We start from the raw sequence: 16,447 nt of genomic DNA on the forward strand, positions 1-16,447 counted from the left end.
CGGGCCACAGAGCGCAGACTCCGGCTTGCCGACGCTACGGGATCCACACACTCGGGTCGTTGTCGCCGCTCAGGTTCTCGCCGAAGAGCGCCGCAGCTGACGGTGCCGAGATGTCCGACGGGTTCAGCGCGAGCGACTTCGAGGCCGTCAAGCCGGAAGTGCTGCCCCGCAACATCCATACGGCGCCGCCGTTGACGACACTGCCCAGGTTTTCCCCGGGAGCCCCCGTGACCAGGTCCGCCTTGCCGTCGCCGGTCACGTCCAGCAACCGCGTCGAACCGCCGAACACGTCGCCGGCCTCCGCGACGCCCGGAACTCCCGTGGTGTCCTGGTGGAAAGCCTGCGCGCCCGTGCCGGTGGGCCCACTCTTTCCGCCTTTGAGCAGCACCACCGCGCCGGCCTTCTTCTTCGAGCCGATCGCCTCGCCGGGGACTCCCACCACGAGGTCGGGATATCCGTCCGCGTTCACGTCGTCCGCGCTCAGCCTTCCGCCGAACTGGTCGCCCTTCTCGCTCACCCCGGGCACGCCCGCCGTATTCTGCGTGATCGTCCGCGTCCGGGTCTGGCTGGGCCCGGACGGCGAGCCGAAATAGATCTTGACGGTGCCTGTGTCTTCCTCGGTCTCGGTGTCACCGTTGGGGAAGACCCTGCTCGCGAGGTCGGCGTAGCCGTCCTTGTCGAAGTCGGCGACGGCGGTGCTCGACGAGGAGTTCAACCGCTGCGGGACCGTGGACAGTCCGTCCTTGGTACCCAGCCAGAGCTTGCCGCCCTCGGCGTGGTTCTCATAGACGTAGAACGTCGCGAGGTCCTCGACGCCGTCGCCGTTGAAGTCGCCGGCCGCAGTGGAGTTGATCGTGTTGTCGGTGCTGTAGACCAGGATTTGCTGCTCACGGGCGGGCTTGCCGTCTCGACCCAGGGGGCCGTAGAGCACGTCGTGGTAGTCGTACTCCTCGCCGTTGCCCATGAACAGGTCCACATGCCCGTCGCTGTCGAAGTCGCCGGCGGTGATGTCGTCGCCGACCTGGGCGTTGACCGGCGCCGCGACACGGACCGCGTCCTGTCCGGAGAGGCCGCTCTTCCGGCCCCACAAGACGATCACCGATCCGTTGACGTTGTCCTCCGGACGGTTGTCGCGCGCGACCACGGCCAAATCGGTCAGGCCGTCACCGTCCAGGTCGCGGGGAATCATCGCGTAGCCGAAGACCTGGTTGTCTCCGGACACGCCAGGCACACCAGGAGTGTCCTGGTTGATCACCGTGGTCAGCGCGGGGTCGAGGCCGTGCGCCGAACCGTAGGTCACCGCGATGTAACCGGCCCACGTATGGCCGGCGACCTTCCCACCGGGAGCGGCCACGGCTACGTCCTGGTAGCCGTCTCCGTTGAAATCCTCCCGCACGGTGGTTGCGCCGTCCTCCGCGGACGCGGTCCCCGCCACGAACGGCACGCTGAACGATCCGATCAGAGCGGCGACCACAGCGGTCGACACGGCCGGACGGCGAATACCCACGGTTCCTCCTTGAAGCGCGCACGATGACGACACGTGCACGCGAGATGCGATTCACTCATCAGACACACGCCGATGGCAGATGGTTGTGTACGAGGCCCTCGCCCGGCCACAGAGGCCCCACGTCGCCCGACACGGCGCCGGGCCCCGCTCCGGCCCCGGGGGGCCGTCACTGGCTCGTGGAAGGAGCGGTCGCGCTGCCACGTCGACTCCGCCGCCTGCGCACCCACTGCGAGATCCACCACGACCCCCACCACACGTTCGGCGTCTTCGGCTGAGCCGTCATCTGCTGGCGAAGGGTCCGTACGGCAGCTTGTCGGGAGTCGGGGCAGGCGGTGCGTCCGATGAAATGGCCTGATCGATGGGGCTCAAGCCAGCGGGCCCGCGCAGCCTCACATCCGGGATCTCAGCACATCGACCTCACAGCCCGCCGCGAACGGGTCGAAGCCGTGCTCGCCCAGCCAGCGAACCACCATCAGGCTTCGGAGCGACCACCACCCGCGGATCACGTCGAGGTCCACGTCGGTGCCATAGCCGGCGACCACGTCACCGAGGTGCTCCTCACGTCAGTTGGTTGACCACCCGGACGAGACCGGCGACGTCGGCGCGTAGTTGTTCGAGCTCGGCTTTATCCTTCCCGCGGAGTTCCTTGAGCCGCACGACTTGTTTGCGGAGCCGTGTCTCGGCGTCCGTGGGCTGCCCACGCTCTTTGACCTTGGCATAGAACTCGTTCTTCAGGTCGAGGTGGCGCTGAGTGAGGGCGTTGCGGGGGACGCCGGCCTCGATGGCGAGGGCCACAATGGTCAGGGCCCCGTTGGAGCGCTCGGATCGGCCGGTCAGAATGCGGTCCATGGCGGCGCGGATGCGGTCGCGCTCGTCTGCTGCTCCGCTCACAGGGCGGTGTCCTTCCGGGTGATCCGGGTGCGGTCGTGGGTAGCGGCGACGCCACGCAGGCGGTCGGCCTGGTCGCGTAGCCGGTCGCTGATCGGCTGGGGCACATGCGTGGCCTGTTTGTCGAGGGTGTCGGCGCGGGCGCGCAGCGCTGTGGCGTGGTGGTCGGTACGGACGATGTTGCCGCAGCCAGGCACGCAGAGATCGAGCTGCGGTGAATCGCGGACTCCAGTGCGGTGGCACAGGGCCTGCTCGCGTTTGTAGTGGCACAGCAGGAGCGCCTGGGGGTTGTCGTACAGCATGGCGTCGTCGTTGGTGAGGAGGCGGCGTGCGGTGGTGGCGTTGATAACGGTGCCCTCGAAGCGCGGGGCGCGGGCGGCGGCCTTGATGGCGCGCCGAGCGGCCGGGCCGGAGAGGCCGCCGCCGGCCTCGAGGTCGTCGTTGAGGTCAGCGACGGTGTCGGCCACAGCGCGAACAGTCTCGATGTCGATCAGTTCGTGGATGCCGTCGCGGCTGCGCGCGGCGTAGCCCTCGGAGACCAGTGCGGTGCGCAGATGGCCGTACTGGATGGCCAGGGCGACCAGCCGGCCCGGGCGGCGGGCAATGTGCCAGGCCAGGGTGCGGCGGAAGCGCCTCGTGCCGACCGCGCCGTGCGTGTCGGGTGGGATCACCCCGCCGGGCAGGTGGTGGCGGGCGGCTTCGGCGTTTGCCCAGGCGCCGAATACGCGCCGCAGCCCAGTGTCAAACCGCGGGAGGCCAAACTCGAGCGCGCATTCACGAGGTCAACAGGTCCAGCACGTACACTCCCTGTGGACTCCCCACGGCCACAGTTTTCCCATCATGTGACCAATCGCAGTTTCCAAGAAGCCCATCCGCCCGAAACACGGCTAGGGCGTCACCGTGTGCGTGCGTTGCATCCCATACGCGTACTGTCTGGTCGTTGCTACTGGTGACGAGCCGGCCGTCAGCCGACCACGCCACCGACCACACCGATCGGGTGTGCCTGGTCAGTTCGGTGGAGGTGGCTGCGGCCGGATCCCAGACCCGCACGGACCCGTCGTGGCCACCGGTGGCGAGCCGGCCATCCGCCGACCACGCCACCGACCGTACCTGGCCGGTATGCCCGGTCAGTTCGGTGGAGGTGGCTGCGGTCGCATCCCAGACCCGCACGGACCCGTCGTCGCCAGCGGTGGCGAGCCGGCCATCTGCCGACCAGGCCACCGACCACACTGGGCCGGTATGCCCGGTCAGTTCGGTGGAGGTGGCTGCGGTCGCATCCCAGACCTGCACGGACCCATGGTCGCCACCGGTGGCGAGCCGGCCATCCGCCGACCAGGCCACCGACCACACTGGGCCGGTATGCCCGGTCAGTTCGGTGGAGGTGGCTGCGGTCGCATCCCAGACCTGCACGGACCCATCGTCGCCACCGGTAGCGAGCCGGCCATCCGCCGACCACCCCACCGACTCCACGACGCCGGGGCGCCCGGTCAAGCCCGTGGAGGTGGCTGCGGTCGGATCCCAGACGCGAACCGACCCGTCGTTGCCAGCGGTGGCGAGCCGGCCATCTGCCGACCACGCCACCGACCGTACCGATTGGGTGTGCCTGGTCAGTTCGGTGGAGGTGGCTGCGGCCGGATCCCAGACGCGAACCGACCCGTCGTGGCCACCGGTGGCGAGCCGGCCATCCGCCGACCACGCCACCGACCACACCTGGCCGGTATGCCCGGTCAGTTCGGTGCAGGTGGCTGCGGTCGCATCCCAGACCCGCACGGACCCGTCGTGGCCACCGGTGGCGAGCCGGCCATCCGCCGACCACGCCACCGACCACACCGATCGGGTGTGCCCGGTCAGTTCGGTGGAGGTGGCTGCGGTCGCATCCCAGACGCGAACCGACCCATCGTGGCCACCGGTGGCGAGCCGACCATCCGCCGACCACGCCACCGACCACACCTGGCCGGTATGCCCGGTCAGTTCGGTGGAGGTGGCTGCGGTCGCATCCCAGACCTGCACGGACCCATCGTCGCCACCGGTGGCGAGCCGGCCATCCGCCGACCACGCCACCGACTCCACGACGTCGGCGCGCCCGGTAAGGGTCCGCTGCGCGGTGGTGATGTCGGGCAGTGGCCAGCGGGGCACCAGACAGGGCAGCAGTTGAGGATCGATGCGGCGGGCTTCAATCTGAGGGCGCCAGTGTGGGTGGTGGTGGATTCGGGCGTGGAGCTGGTGAATGCCGGTGTATTCGGGCGCGCTGTGGACGGGGATGAGGAGGTGGGCGTTTTGGGCGAGGGTGTGGGCGAGGTCGAGGCTGTGGGGGGTGTTGATGCGGGTGAGGTCTTGCCATGGGGCGTTGGGGCCGTGCTGAGCAAGGCGTGTTTCGATCCAGCGGATGTCGCCGGTGACGGCTTCGGCGCGCTGTGTTTGTCCGGCGGCGAGGAGATGGGTGATGAGGTGGTCGAGGAGGTAGCCCTCGGTTGTCTGCCACCAGGCGCGGTCCGGGTGAGGTGTCCCTGGTGCCAGGGGTGTGGTTGTGGGCAGGGTGGCGGCGGTGCTGTCGATGAGTGCGGTGTGCAGGTGGCGCAGGGTGTTGGGGTTGGTGCGGGAGCGCAGGTAGTCGCGTACGACGTCGTGGAGGCCGATGCGGCCTGCGGCGGGGTCGTAGGTGATCAGTGAGAGCCGGGCGAGGTCTTGGCACAGGAGTCGGGTCTGGGCGAGGGTGAGGCCGCCGGTGGTGTGCCAGAGCGCGGCGGCCAAGGTGAGGGGGATGGGCTCGTCCTCGGCGAAGATGCCCAGTTCGCCAAAGCGTGTGTCGGCGCCGGCGGGCAGGAGGGTGGTGGAGGCCTCGACGGAGGCTTCGACTGCCAGGTTGCGCAGGTCAGGGTCGTTCATGTCCCAGCTGCCGGAGGGTGCATCCGCCGCCGACGGGCCGCGTTGGCGGAGTTGCTGCAGGAGGTCTTCGGCCGCATCTAGTGCATCGGTGCCGGCGTCGACGTGACGGGTGAGCAATCCGTTGGCCAGTTGCAGGAGGAGAGCCCAGCGTCCGGTGGCCTGCAGCAGGTCTTGGACAAGTTGGGCGGGTAGGCGGGGCAGCCCGCGGGTGAGGAGCTGCTGGGCTTGCTCGGGGGTCATCTGGTCGACGTGGATGCGGGTGGCGCCGTCCGGCAGCAAGTGGTTGTTGCGAGTGGTGATCAGCCGCACGCAGTGTGGGGCGCCGATGAGGAACGGTTTGAGCTGGCGTTCTTCCCACACGTCGTCCAGGACCAGGAGGGTGCGCGGCCGTTCCTGCAGCAGTCGTCCTAGGTGGGCTCCGGCTGCGTCGGGGTCGGTGGCGGGAGTGGCCGTGTCACCGGTGATGAGGGCAGCTACGTCGGCGACTTTCGCGGCGATCTCCGCGCGGCTGCGCACGTCACGGCCGACGGTGATGACGTAGACGCGGCCGCGGAAGCGGCGGCGGACCTGCCGGTGCCCGCACACGTGGAGTGCGAGGGTGGTCTTACCGAAGCCGCCCGCCCCCCACACGGACGTAGTGATTCCCACATTCGTGCTTCCGCTGGCCTGGCTGCGGCGCTCCTTCGCGCATACGCCTTTGACCACATCACGGGCCTGCTCTCGGGCCACGAAGTGTCCGGGAATCGGCGGTGGTGCTGGTGGGGCGGGGTCATTGCGGACTGCGGCTTCGGGCCGACGCTCCACCATGATCGCCACCGCGGCGAGCAGTACCGTTGTGGCTCCCAGGACACCGGTCATTGGCCATGCGTGGGCCCGCAGCACATCGAGAGGCCCCGGCCACTTCTCGTCCCCGGTGGCCGCGTTGGCGGAAAGCCCCAGCAGCGCCCCGGAAAGGCCGCATAGCGCCGCCAGCAGCGCCAAAACCCACGTACGCATCATCGCCCCCCGAAACCACGCCTGCACGGAGCGTACGCGCGGCCGTCACCGTCGAGAGCCACTTCTCACGATCAGCACCCGCCCCCGGAAACTGGCTGTAGCACCACCCCTTCCAAGTCCTGTGACAGCGCAGGGCGGACGGTTCGGTGGTAGGGCTCAGGCAGTGCGGCGGGTCATCTTCGCGGGCGCCATTTTCGCGGTCTTCTTGGCCGCTGTCTTCTTGGTGGCGGGTGGTTTCGTCGCCGGCATGTCGTGGACGGTGGCGTCCTCGCCCTCGCCGCGGGCTTCCTTGGCCTTGCTGACGGAGGCCTGCAGCGCCGCCATCAAGTCCGTGACCTTGCCCCCCGGCTCCGCCTGCTCAGGCAGCTGCGGAGGCGCCTTGCCCTCCACCTTCGCCTCGATGACCTGCTCCAGCGCCTCGCGGTACTCGTCGTGGAACTCGCTGATATGCCGCTCACCGATGACTTCCATCAGTGCCACGGCTTCCTGCTCGGAGATCTCCACGGGCTTGGGCGCGAGTTCCTGCCGGGAGCGGACTTCGTCCGGCCAGTGCATCGTCTGCAGGGCGATCACTCCCTCGCCCACTAGGCGCAGTCGCCCGACCCATCGTCGCCACCGGTGGCGAGTCGGCCATCCGCCGACCACGCCACCGACCGCACCCGGCCGGTATGCCCGGTCAGAACGGTGGGAGTGGTGGCTGCGGCACAGCCAGTCGGTACCCACCGGCAGCTGAATCCCCCCGGCATCATTCGCGAGGTCCGGAGTGTCCCGGTCCGCTGGTAGCGGCTGACGGCGGCGGGCCCGCTCCGTCGCCGGAGAGTCATCATGTCCCGCCGACAATTCCGTTGTACGGGCCTACGCTGTGGGAGACCATGCGCGTTTGTGACCTCGCGAGCAGACGAACCCATTCACGACGCGGCTCCGCCCGCCCCCGCTGGGAAATCCTGGACAGGGCCTGCCGGTTGGGCATCCTGGGCCGGCTCTCGCGCGGCGCTGGTCTGTCATGCCCATACCATGCCGCCCATCCAATATCGTCGAGTTCTGACGAGTCTGGGTGGAGGACCAACCGCCAGGACGAGTCTGTGTCGGCCTTGCGCGGCAAGCCGAGACCTTTCAGGACAGATCGTCGATAAGCCCGAAGCCCTCCGGGAACTCCTCCAGGAACTCACGGCGAGCGGGGTTGGTCTCGGCAGCTGCCATCGCTCCGAGCAGGGCGATCAGCTCCTGCTGCTGATCACCCGACAGCGTACTGACCACGTGGGCGACGCCCTCCATGACCTTGACCGCATCGTCCTGATCCATCTGCTCGTCCTCGCTGCCCTCGATGAACCACAGGACATCGACCAAAGCCTCGGCCAAGGCACGAGTCAGGGACGGGTACGAAGACGTCACGACGGTCTCCCAGTAGATCAACGGCAGAGTCCGGCCATCCCATCACGCACCGCTGACATCACGATCCGTGAGCCTCCACGGAAAGTGGACCAGAACCCGAACTCACCCTCGCGGCGGCCGGCAGGACGTCAACCGCCCGTACCCTCGTCCGACGTCTCAGTCCTCGAGGCCAACCGCTCCCGGTGGCCCTCGCGATCGGGGGCGCCCAGATACGAGAACGGCTGCTCTCTGCGGCCGAACCACAACTCCGGGGCCCACTGGAGCAGAGCTGTCTCGTACGCCTTATGAGAGGAGCCGACATCAATGCGGTAGCGGAGTCGGGACAGGCCGGGGCGGATCGGGTCTGCGTCGCGGACGAACGTCCACAGCAGCGGATCGTCGCGATCGATCTCGTCCTTCGGGCAGAGTTCAACGGTGTGCACAGTGATCCGGCCCCTGGCCCAGTGGATACCGACTCCGGCCAACGAGTCCCAGCGGACCAGCGCGATCTCCGCGCTCCGCATCCACCAGAATCCCGTCGCGTCGAAGGCGATGACCCAATGGCGGGCTCGCCAGCGGCGCACGAGGACCACCACCGCGACGAAGCCCGGGATTGACATCAGGGTACTGAACGTCCAATCGGCTCCGGTCGCGCCCTCTCGCACCGCCAGCGCGACGCCAATCACACCGGTTGCGATCAACAACGACAGGATCAACAGGTCCTGAGACAACCGCCGCCGTCCGTACCGAAAGACGGTCGCATCGTCGGCGGGCCGCTCGTCAAGGATCATGGATGCGGACTCTACGGGATTGCGCCTGCTTATCGGCACGTGGGTAGTGGTGGCGCAGTTCGCTAAAGACATCGTGATGGCGGGCTGCTGGCCGTGAAACAGGTGGTCCGCTTGAAGGACTGCTCGGTACGGTCACCCCGTGTGCTTCTACGCCATGACCTACTACAAGCTGCACTACGCGTGCGTCTCGTGCCGCGTCAGCTTCAAGCAGCATGCCTATCCACAGCGCGAGCACCTGTGCCCGAACTGTTCTCAACCCCTCGTTTGCGCTGGTCACGACTTCGCACCGCCGCCTAGGCGTGATGTCCGCAGTTGGTCTGTGGTGGCTGCGGTGTTGGGTGAAGGGCTGCGCTACGAAGGGCTGTCGGTGTGCGGGTGTGGCAAGGAACCCAAATACCGCCCACGGACCCGTGCTGAACTGCGAGTCCGTCGGACCGTTGCCGCGAGAGACCGGCTGCCGCTGTCCGAGGCGCTGTCCCGACCGGACCCTCTGACCCCGCTGACGGACTGACCTCGCACCTCAGCGCGCGAGGCGGCAGAGCCCGAGGAGGGCTGCTGCAATGCCGACGAAGGCCCGGAAGTGCTCGCGCTTGCGCTCGTGGCGACGGGGCACGCCGACAGCCGGCGAGCCAGGGCACGGTTCTCTCTACGACTCAGCGATGACGACCAAGGCGGTTCGACGATTCGGTGCCTTTGCGAGCGATGCGAGGGGTGATGTTCCGCTCTCGCAGCCATCGCCGCAGATGGGCATAGTCACACCCCCTTGTCTGCGTGGCGCTTGTCGGGCCTGCGTCGGCGACGTCCACGGCGGGAGCGGACCGGAGGATGCCCGTCGGCAGCCAGGTCTCCCGGCGGCGGGCGCCCACGCCGCGCTACGTCGGCCTGGTCAGGCGCTGCGCTTCGGCTTCCTTGCGGAGGCTTTCTTGGTCGTCTTCTTCGCCGCGTTGTTCTTGACGGGTGTCTTCTTCTTCGGCATGCGGCAGCAACGCGAACCCGTCACAGCCACCAGCGACGGCCGTCGGGCCAGCCAGGCCAGCCTGCGGGCCGACCTGGCAGCGGCTAGCGAAGAGATCAAAGAACTTCGCAGCGAACGCGACCGGCTCAAGGACGCCATGCGGCGACAACTTGGCACCCAGCTCGACCAAGTCAGCCATCGCAGCCTGACCGAGCGGATGAACGAACTCACCGAATCCAACCGTGAACTTGAGCGAGAGAACGCCCGGCTCTGCAAGGACAGGTGAACGAACTCGAGAAGGACCTGTCGGCAGCCCGCACCAGCCTGCGGCAGATGATCCGGGACGAGAGCCGCCGCCGACGGGAGACTTACCCTCCGGGCTGCCGTTGAGGAAGCTGTCATAGGGCACTGGCAGACTGCCCGCCATGGACACCGAAGCGTTTTGGCGCGTGGTCGACGCCGCCCGGGACAGTGGCGAGCCGCTCGATGTCGCCGTCTCCGCCCTTTTGTCCGCGCGGACTGCGGAAGAGATCCTCGCGTTCGAATATCGCTTCGCCCGACTGCGCAGCGCGGTCTACCGCTGGGACGTCTGGGCGGCTGCCTATCTCGTCGGCGGCGGCTGCTCCGACGACCGGTTCAGCGACTTCACGGCGGGGCTGGTGGCGCTCGGGCGCGAGTGGTACGAACGGTCGGCTACCTGTCCAGACGCGCTCGCAGAGCATCCCACCGTGCGGGCCGCGGCAGCCGCCGGAGACCAGGACGCCGTATTCGCCGAGGAATTCCACTTCGTATCCTCCCGCGCCTATGAGCGGCTGACCGATGACGAGGACGACTTCTGGGAGGCTTGGGAGGCCTACAGCGACACTCATGCCATGACCGACGAAGCCAGCAGCGAGGGCATGGGTGAGTCATTTGACTTCGACGATGCCCAACAGATGCGCCGACGTCTGCCCCGGCTGGCCGAGCTCTATCTCAGCCCCGCACTGGGCTGACCCGCATAGGACCGGTGGTTCGTATTGACCCTCGTTGTTGACGCCCGTTACCTTACGTCCCTCGCTGAAGAGAGTGCGCCTGACCTGTACAATTGCGGGCGACCTCTAGATACGGCCGCCCGCCTGCAAGTAGTAGCCCTCGCCGATCCGAATGGGGTCGATGGTCTCGGCCGGCACGAACGCCTGGATCTCGATCGCTTTCGCGGTGGGCAGCGGCATCTCCCGCAGCTCCTCGTCGAGGACGGGCACGACTTGGTCCTTCGACACCCAGGGCTTCGGCATAGTCGGCGGGCGTCCGTTTCGTGGTCACTTGAGATGAAGAGAGAGCGGGCGGTTCCTGCTCACGTCCGACGCCGGCGCGGAGCCCTTGCGTCTCCCCCGCACTGTCTGGTGGAGCGTGCCGACCGCGCTAGGAGATAATCCCGTGCGTGGCTGAAGAGGCAGGTACGGATGCGGACGATGCTTGTACATGGGCTGAGCGACTGGGTTGGGCGTTCGGGCTTATAGCGGAAGATCCGGTTGCGAGAGGTGCAGCACTCATCCATCTGGCAGAGGCCCAGAGGAAGGTCGCGGACGCGCTCGCGCGGTCCAACGAGATGTGGCTCCTGACGCGGCCCCTGGGAGCGGACGAGCAGTTCCGGGAGCCGGCCTTTCTGCGCGCGCGCCTGAGGCATCAGCAGGCCCAGAGATGTTCGCTGCCTGATGGGGTGTGGGGCAGGCCTGCGGACGAGGAACTGGCGACGTGGCCGGGGCTGCCCTATGTGTTGCTCTTCCTGGAGTGGGAGGCGAGGTACCCGCTGGAGTGGACCCAGCATGCGAAGGCGTGGGGTACGAAGCAGAGCCTGATCCGGAAGGTGGCCCGTGCTCGCAAGGACGAAGCGATCAAGGCCAAGCTCACCGACCTGGTCGAGATCGTCGTCCACCGGGCGTATCGCTGCAAGGATCGCGAATACGTGCGGGTTGCCCGGGCTGTAGACAGCACTGATCTGCGGGACAGGCTCGGTCGTGCGGCAGCGTCGGACAGTCCGTGGGCCCGGTGCCACGCCGGCTACGTGCTCTGGCTCCTTGACCGCCCTGACCTGCCGAACACCCGTCGTGTCTGGCAGACCTGGGTGGCAGGCGAGACCGCGGCATTGCTGTGAACGGGAGGCGATGCACGAAAGGTACTCGTGATCATGGAGTGCTCCACGTCCGTGACCTGCCTGGAAGACCTGTCTGCCGACGTATCATCCTTGATTCCACCGGCCCTTGACCGGCTCCGTGAGCAGTCCGACGTCGGGCCCGGGGAGGTGCCCGGCCTGCTGGAGCGGCTGGCTCAGGTGCCGGATCCGCGTGATCCGCGCGGCGTGCGCCATACCCTGGCCGTCGTGCTCACGCTGACTGCGTGCGCGGTGCTGACCGGCGCCACCTCGCTACTGGCGGTCGGCGAGTGGATCGCGGACGCGCCGTCGCACGTACTGGAGCGACTCGGCGTGCACCCCGATCCATTAGTGCCCCGAAAGCTCGTGCCCTCGGAGGCGACGGTCCGCCGGCTGCTCGCCCGTATCGACGGTGATGCCCTGGACCAGGCGGTCGGCGGATGGCTTGCCGACCGCCGGCCCGAGAGCACCGGGCTGCGTGGACTGTCCGTGGACGGCAAGTCCCTGCGCGGCGCGGCCAAGGCCCAGGGGCGGAGAATCCACCTACTCGCTGCGGTGGAGCACACCACCGGGCTGGTCCTGGCCCAGCTCGACGTTGGCGAGAAGACCGGTGAGGTCACCCGCTTCCAGCCGCTGCTCGACACCGTCGCTGACTTGGCCACAACCGTGGTCACCAGCGACGCGCTCCATACGCAACGCGAGCACGCCGCCTACCTCCTGGGCCGCGGGGCCCATTACATCGCGATCGTCAAGAGCAACCAGAAGAAACTGCGCAAGCAGCTGAAGTCCCTTCCTTGGAAGGACATCCCGTTCCAGGGCCGCACCCGGGGCACCGGCCACGGCCGCGTGGAGATCCGCCGGATCAAGGTCGCCACCGTGAACAACCTGCTCTTCCCTGGCGCCCGCCAGGCCGTCTAGGAGCTCTCTTACGGATCATGAGCGGAGATCCGAGTGCAGACCTGCTCGCGTTGGCAGAACTGCCGCCTGCAACGATGCGTCTGTGAGCTATGACCTTGCTGTATGGGACGGTGACCGTCCAGTCGATGACCGCCAAGCGGGCTCGATGTATGACGGGTTCTACGAGCGCTACCTGGAGTCGGACGATGTCGTTGTGCCTCCGGCGCCGCGCATCGTGGCGTACATGGATGCCCTCGTCGCGCGGTACCCGGATGACGTCGACCACAACGTCGTGTGGGCGTCGACACCGGTCGTCGATGAGGCATCGGGCCCGATCGTGTACTTGGTCATGTCTTACGCCAAGGCCGAGGGAGTGTCCGAGTACGCCGCTGAACTGGCCCGCGAGCACGACCTCGTCTGCTTCGATCCGCAGGGCGAATGTCTCCGCCCCTGAGCTGGCTGTTCAGCGGGCGGACCAGAGGAAGATGCCCGCAAGGAGGAGGCCGGCGCGGTAGACCGTGGCGGTTTTCTCGTAGCGGGTAGCCAGGCTGCGCCACTGCTTGAGGCGATTGATGCAGCGCTCGACGGTGTTGCGCTGCTTGTAGGCTTCGCGGTCGAATCCGGGCGGGCGCCCGCCGCTGCGACCCTTGCGCTTGCGGTTGGCGATCTGGTCGGCAGGCTGCGGGATCACAGTCCGTACTCCGCGCCTTCGCAGAAGGTCCCGGATGGCTCGTGACGAATAGGGGGCAGGGCGGCATGTCGGGTGAGTCCTACTACCTGCCGGTCGTGCCCATGCTCCTGGCGCTGGTGCTGAGGATCCCCTCGCTCCTCAAGGGCGGCTGGAGAGACCCGTTGCTGCGATCTGTCGCCGTCGTCCTTGGCCTGGGGATCGCCGTCTTCGCGTGTGTCGCTCCCCCCCAGCATCGTTCGGATCAACGCCGCCACGGGCATCCCCAACTTCAGTGCTGTCCTGGCCCATTCGCTCCTCACCGCGACGAGCGCAGCCATCATCAACCTCATGATCACCTGGCGAGGTGGTCCGGAAGAGCAGCGCCGTCGAGCCGCCCGCTGGTGCATCGGCATCTACGGAACCGTGATCGCCGTCCTGTTGACGCTGTTCTTCCTCGGCGACGCCCCCCAGGAACGGCTAAGGGACCTGGACACGTACTACGCCCGCACGCCTTTCATCCGCGAGATGATCACGGTGTACCTCGTCGCGCACACACTCGCCGCGGCCACCATGACTATCCTGTGCAGGCGCTGGTACAGGGAAGTCACCGGTCTGCTGCGGGCGGGTCTGACCCTTTTCGCCGCCGGCGCGCTGTGCAACTTGTCCTACGACGCATGCAAGCTCACCGCCGTCGTCGCCCGATGGACGGGCCACAACCTGGACGCTCTCAGCACGAACGTCGCGCCCCCGGTCGCAGGGTTCGGAACGCTCTTCCTCTCCGCTGGCTACGTCCTGCCTTCTGCCGGAGAACGCATCGCCCGGGCCGCCTCGGCGTGGACGCAGCACCGACGCCTCGCCCCTCTTGCGTGCCTGACCAACGGACTCACCCCCGGGGCACCCATCCACGTGCCGTGGTGGTCACCGCCAGGCGTATGGGCAAGGGCCGGGTCTGCCCATTCCACCGACTCAGCACAGGCTGCTTGGACCCTCTTCGCCTGGCCGGCCCCTGCCGGTCGGGGCAGGTGGCGAGGTGGCGGCCCGGCGCCGCTTCCATCCTCGAGGACCGGGCCGCCCTCGTCCACGGTCTGCGGAGGCTCTTCTCACCTGGGACGAAGGTGGGAACGAGCTGGAGCGTGCTGCAAGCCCCGGTCCGCCTAACCACTGCGCCTGCTGGGTCAGGGTTGGAGGGCCTCGGAGGGTGGGGTGGCAGCCAATGATCGTGTCGAGTCCGACCAGTTGCGTCACCCGCTCAACCGGTGCGGTGAGGACAGCATGCGCAGCCAGCCGCCCGCGGCGTCGGCGTCGCGGTGCGCAAGGACCATGACGTCGTACCGTCACATAGAGGCTGCTGCCCGACGCTGAAACGGATGGCGTTACCGCCTCGCATCGTGATCACCCGGGCCGCCTAGCCCCGCGGTTCGCCTACCGTCTTTTCGGCAGTGTGTCCGGACATGGACAACACAATCGACTGTGGTGTCCGAGCCTTGAAGCGGACTGCATTCTCCCGCCGTTGCTGCTGCGGCCCGAATAGGCCGCTGCGTGGCGTTTCTCCGGTCACCTGCTGGGCGATGGCTTCCTGCCGCTCTATAGCGCATGTGCCTCCCATCAGGTCTAAAAGTCCTGAATCTGCGGCGCCACGATCGCCAGGCGGCACGCTGTGTGTCATCGCCTATCCATGGAGCCGCCGATGATCTGTAAACCCCCCACCCTCGACATCGGAGCAGTAGCCCAGCTCTACTCACAACTGTCCGGAGTCCTGGCCGGGTTCGCGCTCACGGCCGTATTCCTCGTCATCTCCCATTTCCTTAGCGAGGCCGGCCCAAGCGGCCGCAGGGAGGAGGCACTCAGCCAGGCGCTTCCCGCCCTCCTCGCGGCCCTCCTCGGACTGGTCTTGAGTTCCCTCACCTACTGCATCGTCGCGGCTGACGCGGACAACCCAGGGCGGGCCCTATTCGAGCACATCGTGGCCAGTGTCGGCTTCTCTATCTCCGGAGCGCTGCTCATTTACGCCACCGTCTTGTTCATCGAAGGCGTGCTCCCCTACGACCCCGCCCACTACGCGCGGCGCCTGCTCGGGCAATGCATCCCCCTCCCGGTCTTTGCACTTCTGTGCGACGGCACCTACGCGTACGGCAAAGCGAGCTACGGAGGACAGGCACCCGGCTGGCTGGGAATCCTGATCGCCTTCCTGCTGTCCGTAGTCCTGGCGGTGTCCGTCCTCGGGTTCGCCGCATACAGCCGTCCCGGCCTCGACAGAGTCCGGATGTCCGATGGCGGAGTCGTCAAGACCATCGCCGTGAGCGGACTGTCGATCGTGGCCGGATGTCTCCTGAGCGTCGTCATGACGATGGGGACCGCCGGCAAGGACTGCTCCGTACCAGTCGAGGCCGCTGTCGCTGTCACCTTTAGCGGATTCCTCGCAGCCATCGCCCTCAGCGCCTGGCTCTTCCTCACCCGGCCGACTCGGACTCCCGCCGCCCCCACAACGCCCATCCCAGCCCCCACGGGTACAAGCACGCCCATCGCATAGCCCCTATCGAGCTTTGCTTTCCCCTGCCCGCAAGAGATGCACCGCCATGCCAAGTCGGCGGGCAGGACGCCGTTCGTCACGAGATGCTCGCACTCGCTGTCGAGATCCGCCGCCACCTCGTCAAGGCTCTTTCCCCGGCCGGGCCAGGGCGGCAACGGCGCGTCGTGCAACGTCCGGACGGCGGCACCTGCCGCAGCCCACGCCGCCGGGGACGCGTGAGACGGCTCGCCAAGGCGACCGAGTGCCGTCCCCGGAACTGCGGCGATCGCGAGCGCGGGCGGCTTGTGCCACAGGACCTCCGGGGTCGGGACCGGAGCCAAGGCCATCGCCTCGACCTCCACGTCGAGGCGCGCCTGGTCGGCGTCCACCTTCAGGAACACATCGCCGATGCGCAGGGTCGCTCGCTCGGAATGGGCGACGACGACTTCGACCTCATCCATGGGCGACCAGTATCCCGGGGGTGACCGTCAGCGTCTCCGGGTCTCTCGTGTGCGAATGCGTCGGCCGACCGGGTCGGCGGTTGTCGCAGTCCAGAGCGTGTGGGACGGGCTTGGGCCTGCAGGGAGGACGTCGGACCCGGTGCGTCAGGCTTTCGAGCACGCAGGTCGAAACCGACAGCCGGACGGCGAAGGAGTGGAGGAAGGCTCCGATCGAGGCACACAGGTCGAGGGCGACCCGCTCGGGGGTGCGGGGCACAACATGTGCACAGGCAGCGTCTGTTGGAGGGGCCTCAGGCTGCGTAGAGGTCGAAGGTGGAGCTGCGTCGGGGGCCGGCCGTCACGTCCAGGCGGGGATCGACGGCCAGCATCGCGTGATGCAGCCGCT

At 67.8% G+C, this 16,447-nt stretch carries 14 protein-coding genes and 6 pseudogenes; 6 read left to right on the forward strand and 14 right to left on the reverse strand.

Going from position 1 to position 16,447, the window contains the following annotated elements; translation table 11 throughout:
- Window positions 1-34: 34 nt before the first annotated feature.
- The 10 genes and pseudogenes from ACZ4NT_RS36235 to ACZ4NT_RS36280 all read right to left on the reverse strand — a co-directional run.
- Window positions 35-1,507 carry a VCBS repeat-containing protein gene (locus ACZ4NT_RS36235; RefSeq protein WP_121408832.1) on the reverse strand — a complete coding sequence of 491 codons (1,473 nt, stop codon included), beginning with the start codon at window positions 1,505-1,507 and terminating at the stop codon, window positions 35-37.
- A gap of 389 nt (window positions 1,508-1,896) precedes the next feature.
- Window positions 1,897-2,067, reverse strand: a pseudogene (locus tag ACZ4NT_RS36240) (aminoglycoside phosphotransferase family protein); the annotation flags it as partial.
- Window positions 2,066-2,398 (reverse strand): hypothetical protein, encoded by a 333-nt coding sequence (locus ACZ4NT_RS36245; RefSeq protein ID WP_467729535.1) that lies wholly within the window; start codon window positions 2,396-2,398, stop codon window positions 2,066-2,068. The gene ACZ4NT_RS36245 and the pseudogene ACZ4NT_RS36240, both read right to left, overlap by 2 nt.
- Window positions 2,395-3,066, reverse strand: a complete 672-nt coding sequence (locus ACZ4NT_RS36250) for a hypothetical protein (protein WP_467729537.1) — start codon at window positions 3,064-3,066, stop codon at window positions 2,395-2,397. Before ACZ4NT_RS36250 ends, ACZ4NT_RS36245 begins: the two co-directional genes overlap by 4 nt.
- A gap of 103 nt (window positions 3,067-3,169) precedes the next feature.
- Complete coding sequence (locus ACZ4NT_RS36255; RefSeq protein WP_467729539.1) at window positions 3,170-6,262, reverse strand: NB-ARC domain-containing protein; 3,093 nt, start codon at window positions 6,260-6,262, stop codon at window positions 3,170-3,172.
- Between the two features lie 171 nt (window positions 6,263-6,433).
- Window positions 6,434-6,862: a hypothetical protein gene (locus ACZ4NT_RS36260; RefSeq protein ID WP_467729541.1), complete on the reverse strand. Its 429-nt coding sequence runs from the start codon at window positions 6,860-6,862 to the stop codon at window positions 6,434-6,436.
- Window positions 6,862-7,185, reverse strand: a complete 324-nt coding sequence (locus tag ACZ4NT_RS36265; protein WP_467729543.1) for a WD40 repeat domain-containing protein — start codon at window positions 7,183-7,185, stop codon at window positions 6,862-6,864. Before ACZ4NT_RS36265 ends, ACZ4NT_RS36260 begins: the two co-directional genes overlap by 1 nt.
- A 205-nt stretch (window positions 7,186-7,390) precedes the next feature.
- Window positions 7,391-7,669 (reverse strand): hypothetical protein, encoded by a 279-nt coding sequence (locus ACZ4NT_RS36270; RefSeq protein WP_467729545.1) that lies wholly within the window; start codon window positions 7,667-7,669, stop codon window positions 7,391-7,393.
- Window positions 7,670-7,797: 128 nt separating this feature from the next.
- Window positions 7,798-8,439: a hypothetical protein gene (locus ACZ4NT_RS36275; protein WP_467729547.1), complete on the reverse strand. Its 642-nt coding sequence runs from the start codon at window positions 8,437-8,439 to the stop codon at window positions 7,798-7,800.
- A gap of 520 nt (window positions 8,440-8,959) precedes the next feature.
- Window positions 8,960-9,243, reverse strand: a pseudogene (locus ACZ4NT_RS36280) (IS5/IS1182 family transposase); the annotation flags it as partial.
- A gap of 119 nt (window positions 9,244-9,362) precedes the next feature.
- Here ACZ4NT_RS36280 and ACZ4NT_RS36285 point away from each other — a divergent pair.
- Together ACZ4NT_RS36285 and ACZ4NT_RS36290 are read left to right on the forward strand one after the other, a co-directional pair.
- Window positions 9,363-9,680: a hypothetical protein gene (locus tag ACZ4NT_RS36285; protein WP_467729549.1), complete on the forward strand. Its 318-nt coding sequence runs from the start codon at window positions 9,363-9,365 to the stop codon at window positions 9,678-9,680.
- 139 nt (window positions 9,681-9,819) lie between these two features.
- Window positions 9,820-10,386 carry a DUF4240 domain-containing protein gene (locus tag ACZ4NT_RS36290; protein ID WP_467729551.1) on the forward strand — a complete coding sequence of 189 codons (567 nt, stop codon included), beginning with the start codon at window positions 9,820-9,822 and terminating at the stop codon, window positions 10,384-10,386.
- Window positions 10,387-10,494: 108 nt separating this feature from the next.
- Here the strand turns inward: ACZ4NT_RS36290 and ACZ4NT_RS36295 are convergent.
- Window positions 10,495-10,653 (reverse strand): annotated as a pseudogene (locus ACZ4NT_RS36295) (Ku protein); the annotation flags it as partial.
- A gap of 161 nt (window positions 10,654-10,814) precedes the next feature.
- On the opposite strand from ACZ4NT_RS36295, the gene ACZ4NT_RS36300 reads away from it, so the two are divergent.
- The 3 genes from ACZ4NT_RS36300 (at window position 10,815) to ACZ4NT_RS36310 (ending at window position 12,876) form a co-directional block, all read left to right on the forward strand.
- Entirely contained in the window at window positions 10,815-11,528 is a 714-nt protein-coding gene (locus tag ACZ4NT_RS36300; RefSeq protein WP_467729553.1) for a hypothetical protein, read from the forward strand.
- 51 nt (window positions 11,529-11,579) lie between these two features.
- Entirely contained in the window at window positions 11,580-12,443 is an 864-nt protein-coding gene (locus ACZ4NT_RS36305; RefSeq protein WP_467729555.1) for an ISAs1 family transposase, read from the forward strand.
- An 82-nt stretch (window positions 12,444-12,525) separates the two neighbouring features.
- Window positions 12,526-12,876 (forward strand): hypothetical protein, encoded by a 351-nt coding sequence (locus tag ACZ4NT_RS36310; protein WP_467729557.1) that lies wholly within the window; start codon window positions 12,526-12,528, stop codon window positions 12,874-12,876.
- A 9-nt stretch (window positions 12,877-12,885) separates the two neighbouring features.
- Here the strand turns inward: ACZ4NT_RS36310 and ACZ4NT_RS36315 are convergent.
- Window positions 12,886-13,164 (reverse strand): annotated as a pseudogene (locus tag ACZ4NT_RS36315) (transposase); the annotation flags it as partial.
- 1,615 nt (window positions 13,165-14,779) lie between these two features.
- Between ACZ4NT_RS36315 and ACZ4NT_RS36320 the strand changes: the two are divergent.
- On the forward strand, window positions 14,780-15,622 hold the full coding sequence (locus ACZ4NT_RS36320; RefSeq protein ID WP_467729558.1) for a hypothetical protein: 843 nt from the start codon (window positions 14,780-14,782) through the stop codon (window positions 15,620-15,622).
- Window positions 15,623-15,663: 41 nt separating this feature from the next.
- Here ACZ4NT_RS36320 and ACZ4NT_RS36325 read toward each other — a convergent pair.
- Together ACZ4NT_RS36325 and ACZ4NT_RS36330 are read right to left on the reverse strand one after the other, a co-directional pair.
- A pseudogene (locus tag ACZ4NT_RS36325) lies at window positions 15,664-16,062 on the reverse strand (aminoglycoside phosphotransferase family protein); the annotation flags it as partial.
- A gap of 290 nt (window positions 16,063-16,352) precedes the next feature.
- Window positions 16,353-16,447, reverse strand: a pseudogene (locus ACZ4NT_RS36330) (AfsR/SARP family transcriptional regulator); the annotation flags it as partial.

This window comes from Streptomyces sp. NPDC026417 (assembly GCF_055567695.1).

Coding starts and splice junctions, on each gene's coding strand:
- ACZ4NT_RS36265 (WP_467729543.1), bottom strand. CDS start 7,185: ATGGGTTCGTCTGCTCGCGAGGTCACAAACGCGCATGGTCTCCCACAG.
- ACZ4NT_RS36275 (WP_467729547.1), bottom strand. CDS start 8,439: ATGATCCTTGACGAGCGGCCCGCCGACGATGCGACCGTCTTTCGGTAC.
- ACZ4NT_RS36290 (WP_467729551.1), top strand. CDS start 9,820: ATGGACACCGAAGCGTTTTGGCGCGTGGTCGACGCCGCCCGGGACAGT.
- ACZ4NT_RS36320 (WP_467729558.1), top strand. CDS start 14,780: ATGATCTGTAAACCCCCCACCCTCGACATCGGAGCAGTAGCCCAGCTC.